At 67.5% G+C, this 7,211-nt stretch carries 7 protein-coding genes and 1 pseudogene; 2 read left to right on the top strand and 6 right to left on the bottom strand.

Annotated elements, in window-relative coordinates:
* Window positions 1–31: 31 nt before the first annotated feature.
* From A5773_RS13150 to A5773_RS13130, 5 genes are read right to left on the bottom strand one after another with little or no spacing between them, the layout of a single operon-like run.
* Window positions 32–1,483: an HNH endonuclease signature motif containing protein gene (locus A5773_RS13150; RefSeq protein ID WP_156744842.1), complete on the bottom strand. Its 1,452-nt coding sequence runs from the start codon at window positions 1,481–1,483 to the stop codon at window positions 32–34.
* Between the two features lie 43 nt (window positions 1,484–1,526).
* Window positions 1,527–2,999 (bottom strand): M28 family peptidase, encoded by a 1,473-nt coding sequence (locus tag A5773_RS13145; protein ID WP_067791230.1) that lies wholly within the window; start codon window positions 2,997–2,999, stop codon window positions 1,527–1,529.
* The gene (locus tag A5773_RS13140) at window positions 2,996–4,489 is read right to left on the bottom strand and encodes a M28 family metallopeptidase (protein ID WP_067791228.1); all 1,494 of its coding nucleotides are present in this window, start codon (window positions 4,487–4,489) and stop codon (window positions 2,996–2,998) included. Before A5773_RS13140 ends, A5773_RS13145 begins: the two co-directional genes overlap by 4 nt.
* Window positions 4,490–4,542: 53 nt before the next feature.
* Window positions 4,543–4,968, bottom strand: coding sequence for a DUF2752 domain-containing protein (locus A5773_RS13135; RefSeq protein ID WP_066946243.1), 426 nt, complete (start codon window positions 4,966–4,968; stop codon window positions 4,543–4,545).
* Between the two features lie 14 nt (window positions 4,969–4,982).
* A complete protein-coding gene (locus A5773_RS13130; protein ID WP_046183018.1) occupies window positions 4,983–5,318 on the bottom strand; it encodes a CD225/dispanin family protein in 336 nt (111 codons plus the stop codon).
* Window positions 5,319–5,679: 361 nt separating this feature from the next.
* On the opposite strand from A5773_RS13130, the gene A5773_RS13125 reads away from it, so the two are divergent.
* Window positions 5,680–6,207, top strand: a complete 528-nt coding sequence (locus A5773_RS13125) for a serine/threonine protein kinase (protein ID WP_066946246.1) — start codon at window positions 5,680–5,682, stop codon at window positions 6,205–6,207.
* Window positions 6,208–6,272: 65 nt separating this feature from the next.
* Entirely contained in the window at window positions 6,273–6,794 is a 522-nt protein-coding gene (locus tag A5773_RS13120) for a serine/threonine protein kinase (RefSeq protein ID WP_066946249.1), read from the top strand.
* A gap of 3 nt (window positions 6,795–6,797) precedes the next feature.
* Here the strand turns inward: A5773_RS13120 and A5773_RS13115 are convergent.
* A pseudogene (locus A5773_RS13115) lies at window positions 6,798–7,109 on the bottom strand (SGNH/GDSL hydrolase family protein); the annotation flags it as partial.
* Between the last annotated feature and the right edge of the window lie 102 nt (window positions 7,110–7,211).

Genomic DNA, 7,211 nt, shown 5'->3' with positions numbered 1-7,211 from the left:
GTTCGCGGTCGTATAACCCCTTGACCGGCCGTCAAAACGGCGGTGGTTCGTCGTCTGGGGGTGCGGGGCCGGTTTGGGTGGTTTGGGTGGTTAAGCGGGTTTGGCGGTTGTGGTGGCGTTCGGTGGCGATGCGCTGGGCCCGGTTGTGGGCGCGGGTGCGGGTGCGCAGCGGCATCATCGCGGTGCGCTCGCCGCAGCGCTGGGGGCCGGCCGCGGGGGCCGGGAGCTCGCCGGTGGGCGCGCACAGGCTGGGGAACAGCAGCGCGCTGCCCGGGGTGGTGACGTAGGTGTGCCCGTCGGGTAGACGCCAGAGGAGGGTGCCATCGGGCAACTGTTCATCGCGCCAGCCCCAGAACGTTTTCAGCAAATGATGCTGGCGGCACAAACATTTCAGGTTCGATGGATGCGTCGGGCCGCCATCGGCGTAGGGGATCGTGTGGTCGATATCGCAGTCCACGGCCGGGCGATCACACCCGGGCGCCCGACACGTCAAATCCCGACACCGCACGAAATCGGCCAGCTTGGCCGAGGGCGTGTAGCGCGGTTCAGCTTCTATCGGGACACTCACCGGCACCAGCGTCGCCGAACCGGCCAACTCGGCAACCACCTCGGCGGAGATCAGTCCGTCGGCGCCTACCTCCGACGCCGGAGCCGACCCGCGGCCCTGGATGCTCGCCTGTTCGGCGATCACATGAATGACGACCGGCGTTGACGCAGGCCGCTTTCCCGCGGCGCAATCGGGCCGTCCACAGCGGCAACCCAGCCGATCCGCCGAGGCCGCCAACGCCCCCAGCGCGTCGGCGCGCCGCTCATCGCGGCTGCGCGGATCATGCTCACACACCGTGGCCGCCAAGGCATCTAACCGTTCGTCCAAGGCGTGGGCATCTGGACTGAACAGGCTGCCGTGGATTTCGGACATGCCGCCCTCGAGATCCTCGATCCCGACACAGCGCTCGTCCCGACACCGCTGCCGACGGCGCACCGCATCAACGTCGGCCTTCGCCACGATCTTATCGACCTCACCGGCCAACCGGCCCCGAGTCATCGACGGCCACCGCGCCGCGCGCACGGCCAACTCGCCATCCACGGCGGCCAGCACCTCAGCATCGGTGATCAAATCGGTGCGGTACACGATGGTTTGAAACAACCGGTAATTGATATCACCGGCGCGGAACGCCGCCGCCACCTGTGGCAGCCGCTCACGCATCGCCAACGCATACCGCATGAAGCTGCCCGCCATCGCCAAGCTCACCCGAAACGCCGCAGCCACCTCGGCCCCCACCGCCGCCCAGGTGTCCACCGCCCAATCCGCCTCCTCACCGCGCTGGGCGCGGCGCAGCTCGAACAGCTCCCCGACCGCATCCAACCGAGCCGCCACCACTTGGGCCTCTAACCGCCATGACTCGCACATCCGATCCACCAACTCCCGCGAGCGCTCACACCGCGGAGGCTCCCAGTACTCATGCAGCCGTGTATCGAACATGTGTTCGAGCATAGTGCGTGCCACCGACAACCCCGATCGGCGGTTACGGCATCCGGGTGCGATGCCTCTTGTCGTGCGGCGGGACGCCGTTCACCCCGCCGGTGGACTGCGCGTAGCTGCCCACGGCGTACGCGACGCCAGAACCCATGATGGCCAACGCGTCGCGGTTGATGTTGTCGGCGGTTTCGTGGGGGCCCTGATAGTTGGGGTCGAACGGGACGCCGGCCTGCCCACCCCACAATCGGGCCTGCACCGTGGTTTTCGGCTGCGTGGCGCCGGCCGTCATGCCACCGATCGGCACGCCCGCGACCATGAAGGGGTGGTAGTCCGCGAGGGTGCTCAGCGGCATGTCCGCGGGCCGCTTCCCGGCCAGGTTCAGATACCCGGCCAGGGTGCGCTCGATGCCGGCCGAGCCGTCGGGGATGTCCGCGTAAGTCACCCCGGGCGCCGGCGGACCGGACTGATCGCCGTCGTCGGTGAAGAAGCCGGCGTTGGGGGAACCCAGCCTGGTGAAGTTGAGGTACATCGCGAGATCGTTGAGCTGGTCGCTGTCCAGGCCGAACACGTAATCCATTACGCCGTTGAGCCCGTCCTCGTCGGCGCCCCAGAACGCGAACCGCACGGCGTTGTTCACCGGAGCCAATGGCCCCAGCTGTAGCGCCGTTTCCAGCACCGCGGCGACCCCGGATCCGTCGTCATTGATGCCTGGACCGCCACGCGAGCTGTCGAGATGCGCGCCGACCATGACCACTTCGTGCGGCGAACCGGTCTTGGTCTGCGCCAGCACGTTTCGCGATGTGATTTTGGTGTTCTGGGCGTCCAGCACCAGATGTATCGGCGCACTCGCGTCGGCGAGCGCGGTCGCGGCGGACCTGCCCGCGACCGCGACCGGCACGGTCAGCTGCTTGAAATAGCCCGGATTGAACAAGGTGGCCGGGGCGCCCTGGCCCGCGGGCGCACTGAGCACGACCAGCGCGGCGGCGCCGTTGGCCACCGCGCTGTTCTGCTTGTCGACCACCGAACAACGCGCGTCGTCGACGACGGCGATCGAGCCTTTGGGCAGCGCGGCCGGATAATCGCTGGCCGCACAGCCCGAGGGCTGGACGGGCCGGACGGGCTGGCCGGTCAGGCCACCGGGGGGTGTCTGGACCAACAACGACGCCTGGTCGACGGGGTAGCTGTGGCCGGCGATCGTTATCGCCGGCCTGCCGGGGGCAACCGCGTACAGCCGATCGAACTGCGGGGTCATCACCTCAAAACCCCTGTCGCGCAGGGCTTTAGCCACGTAGTCGACACTCGCGTCGTATCCCGGCGTGCCGTCCGCCCGGTTTCCCTTGTTGGCGTTGGCGATGTTCTGCAGCGCGCGCAGATGGGCGAACATCTGATCGACGGTCACTTTTCCGGCCAGGCCGCGACCTAAATCCGGTGCGGCGGCGGGCGATCCCGGCCGTGCCGACGAGCAGCTCGCCAGCAGCGCGGTCGCCAGCAGCAGTGCCGCTCCGAGCCGGCGGCTCATGGCTTCGTGAGCACGTGACGCGTGCGGTCCTCCATAGTGGGCACCCCGTTGTGGCCGCCGAGGTCTTGGGCGTAGAGGCCGACCGTGTAGGCGACGCCGCCGCCGTTGATACCCAGCGCGGCCTTGTCGATGTGATCGAGGGTGTCGGTCTTCTGGTGATAGTTGGGGTCGAACGGCTGGTCGGCGGTCCCACCCCACAGCTTTGCCTGCTCCGCAGACATCTTCACTTCGGCGCCGGAGAACAGGCCACCGGCGGGGATGCCCGCCAGGGTGAACCCGTCGTAGTCGGAGCGGCCGTCAAAAGACGTGTCCTGCGCGGTCTTTCCGGCGGACTTCAGGTAGGCGACCAGCGTTCGCTCGATACCGGCCGACCCCTCCGGTACGACCGGCTGCCCGCGGGCGTCCGCCGGCAGCGATTGATCGCCGTCATAGGTGAAGTAACCGGGGTTCGGCGACGCGAGCATGTCGAAATTCAAGTACAGCGCAATATTTTTGAGCGCAGTCAGGTCAAGAGATTCGACGTAGTTGCGCGATCCGATCAGGCCGAGTTCCTCCGCACCCCAGAACCCGAACCGCACCGCGTTGCGCACCTGTGGCGAATTACCGAGCCGCAGAGCGGTTTCCAATATCGCGGCCACTCCCGAACCGTTGTCGTTGATGCCCGGTCCATCGGGCACGCTGTCCAAATGCGCGCCCGCCATCACGACGTTGGTCGTCGATCCCGTCTTGGTCTGCGCGATCACGTTGCGGGCCTTGAAGCTCTGCACCCGCGCGTTCAGCTTGATGGTGGCCGGTCCCGGCTGGGTGCGCAGTTGCACGCCGACGGACTTGGTCACGCTCAGCACCGGGATCTTGACGTTCGTGTCCGGCCCCAGCGTCCCGCCCATCTGTTGCTCGTCGACGTTGTCGGCGACGATCATCGCGGCCGCACCGCGCCGCGCCGCGACGTCCTCCTTCTGAGCGAACGGGCACGTTCCGCGGTCCACCAGGACCACGGCCCCCTGCACCGGGAGGTTGCCGTAATCCGAGGCCGCGCAACCGGGGGCGTTGTTTGCGGGGATGGCGACCAGCGGCCCGCTCACCCCGTCCGGCGGGGTGCCGAGGCTGAAGTCGAGCGCGTGCGCCTCGACCGGCCTGCCACCCACCGTCACCTCCGGCTTGTCCCCGTGAAACACCCGCGCGGAGAATTCGGGGGTCTGCACATCGAAACCACTGCCGCGCAACGTGTTTACGACGTAGTCGACGCTGGCATCGTAACCGGGGGTGCCCACCGCCCGGGTGCCGTGGTTGGCGTTGGCGATGTCCTGGAGCTTTGTCAGGTGGGCCATCATTGCGTCGGCCGTGACTTTGTCGTGCAGCGCGCCGGCGAACTTCGCCGCGTCGGGGTTGCCGGTCGCTTGTGGCGAGGACCGGTGGAAGCAACCGGCCGAGATTGCGGTAAGCGCGACCACAACGAGCGCCGCCGGGATCGTCGTGAATTTGTTCACCATCGCGCCCCAGGTTAGACCGCGCGACGAGCGGCCGGGATCAGGACACGGCGGTATCAGACATAGAGCGCGTTGAACGGCGCAAAGGGAATGTTGCGCACCACAAACCACGCCGCGACCAGCGTCAGCGTCACCACCGCGGACCAGCGAGCGTGCTGCCAGCTCCGGACCCGTTTGCCCGCCACCCGTCCATAGGTCCAGGCAAGGTACGCCCATACCAACAGCACGACGGCCGCCAGGCCCAATGCGTTGAACCTGGCGGCCGCCATGACGTTGCCGTGCATCAGGGAATACAGCATGCGCAAGCTGCCGCATCCCGGACAGTCGATCCCCAACAGCGCCTTGGTGGGACACACCGGCAGCGGACCGTTGGGAGTGGTCGGGTCACCCGCCCAGATGGCGGCGCACATCAACGTCGTGGAAGCGGCCACCACAAGTGGGGCTCCCAGACTCAGCGGCGCCGACCCTGGACGGGTCACCATATTGGGAACCGGGCTCAGAACATCGCGGCGAGCGCCGCATTGGTGTTCGTGTTGAGCGCGCCGACCGCCATCAAGATGCCGTAGATGATGCCCACGACGACCCCGATGACCGCCGACCAGATCACCCATTTCTTGGCGCTGTCGGCGGACGCCTGCGCCTCGGCATAACGGCCCTGCGCCCAGAGACCGTTGACTTGGCTGGACTTGACGATCGCCACGATCCCGAAGGGGAGGCAGCAGAACAGGGTCACCAGGATGGACCACACCAAATAGTTATTCGGCGCTTGCCCGGCGGGTTGCTGCGGCGGGTAACCAGGCGGCGGAGGAGGCGGTGCCGGCGGTTGTGTCATGAATTCTCCAGTCCCGAGAAGTTAGCTGGCGTAAAGCGGTGCTAACCATACCCGAGCACAGTCGCGGCGGCACTAGCAATTTGAAAATCCCCTTTGGACCCGCTGACATGCTGCGCGACCGTCCCCCCCGCGTTAAGTCTCCGTTCTCCTACCGGCCCATCGCGAAAAGGGCTGGCAAGAAAACGGTTTCGAAAGCCCGCGTTAGTACCCGTTGCGCTGCGGTGTCGAGAAACATGCCGAGACAGATAATTGCCAGCGGAATGTGTTGCTTTGTCTGGACATATCCCTACGATCCCTACTTAGCGGAAGTACGTTTCTCCGGTGAGCGACGCCGCCCCCACAACCGCTTAGGAGCCAGAGGATGTCCCATCTCAGCAACGCGTTGCGGGTCGTCACGGCCGCGGCGTCCGCGTGCGGTTGCGCCTTAGCGGGGACGGCCACCGCGGCGGCGGATCCCGCGGACACCGGTAGCTCGTCGGACATCAACACGCTTGCGGCATCGCTGTCGAAGGGTTACGGGCTGAACAACTGCACCGCCCAGAACATCACCACTGGCGAACTGGCATCGCTGACCTGCGGGCAGAGTCCCGACCCGAGCGGCCCCGTCCAGGCCAAGTACATCCTGTTCAACAACGGCGAAAACCTGGTCGGCTCGTTCAAGGCCAGCATCAAAGACGACGTACTGGGCACCTGTGGGGACAGCGGCCAATCACCCACCAGTTGGCACCAGGGCAGCAACAGCGGCAATGCCGGACAGGTCGCGTGTGGGACGTATCAGAACGCCGCCGAGATCATCTGGACCTCGGACGCCAAGAACATCTTGAGCTACATCCGCGGGTCCAACACCGACGGCGCTGCGCTGTACCAGTGGTGGCGCGCCAACGGCTGACTTCGCAATTGGGGGGCAACGGGTTTCGGTATCACCCATCCAACAACCATAGGGAGTCAACGAAAATGTCACACCTCAACACCGCGCTGCGTGCCGTGTCGGCGGCAGCGCTAATCGGCTGTTTGGCTTTCGCGGGAAGCGCCCCCGCGGTCGCGGAACCCAACACCGGCACCGCAGCCGATATGAACACGCTGGCGGCCAACCTGTCGAAGGGCTACGGCCTCAACAATTGCAAGTCGCAGGAGTTGACCGAATCCGGTGAGCTGGCCGAGCTCCTGTGCGGGCAGAGCCCCGACCCAAGCGGCCCCGGCTCCGGCGTCTACGCCCTCTTCTCCAACGGCACCAACTTGGCCTCCGCGTTCAGTTCCACCATCAAGGACGTCTCCCTGGCCGCGTGCGGGGACGCCGGGCAGTCACCGGGAACCTGGAAGCAGAACGGCCAGACGGGCGGCCAGATCGCCTGCGGCACCTACAAGAACTACGCGACGTTGACGTGGACCACCGACGCCAAGAACGTCCTGGGGCACCTCACCTCGGCCAACTCCGACGTCAACGCCCTCTACCAGTGGTGGCGCACGAACGGCTGATCCTCACCACCGCGCGGACACCAGTTCGGCTACGGCACGCATCCCGGCGGCGTTGGGGTGCAACGGCGCCGCCCGGCCCGGTAGCGGCACACCGGGTCTCGTGGTCCACGGCTCCGGCGACCACGCGTGGTGCTCCCGGCTGGCCGCCGCGGCGCCGACCACTTCGCAGCCGGTTGCCGTCGCCGCGTCGGCCGTGAGCCGTTCCAGCGTCGCGGCCACGTGGCGCCCGAGGTCGGCGTCGGTGGCCGAGAGCGGCGCGGCCGGCATGCCCGCCGGAGGCAGGACGGTCAGGTAGTCGACGAAGAGGACCCGGGCCCGGGGGGGGGGGGGGGGGCCCCCCCCGCCCCCCCCCCCCCCCCCCCCCCCCCCCCCCCCCCCCGCGCCCGGGCCGGCCGGGGCCGCCGCGCCCCGCCGCCG

It is taken from the genome of Mycobacterium sp. 852014-52450_SCH5900713, assembly GCF_001667075.1.
Classification (GTDB): domain Bacteria; phylum Actinomycetota; class Actinomycetes; order Mycobacteriales; family Mycobacteriaceae; genus Mycobacterium.
The sequence above is the reverse complement of the archived record's forward strand: the minus strand, read 5'-3'. Positions and strand labels throughout refer to the sequence as shown.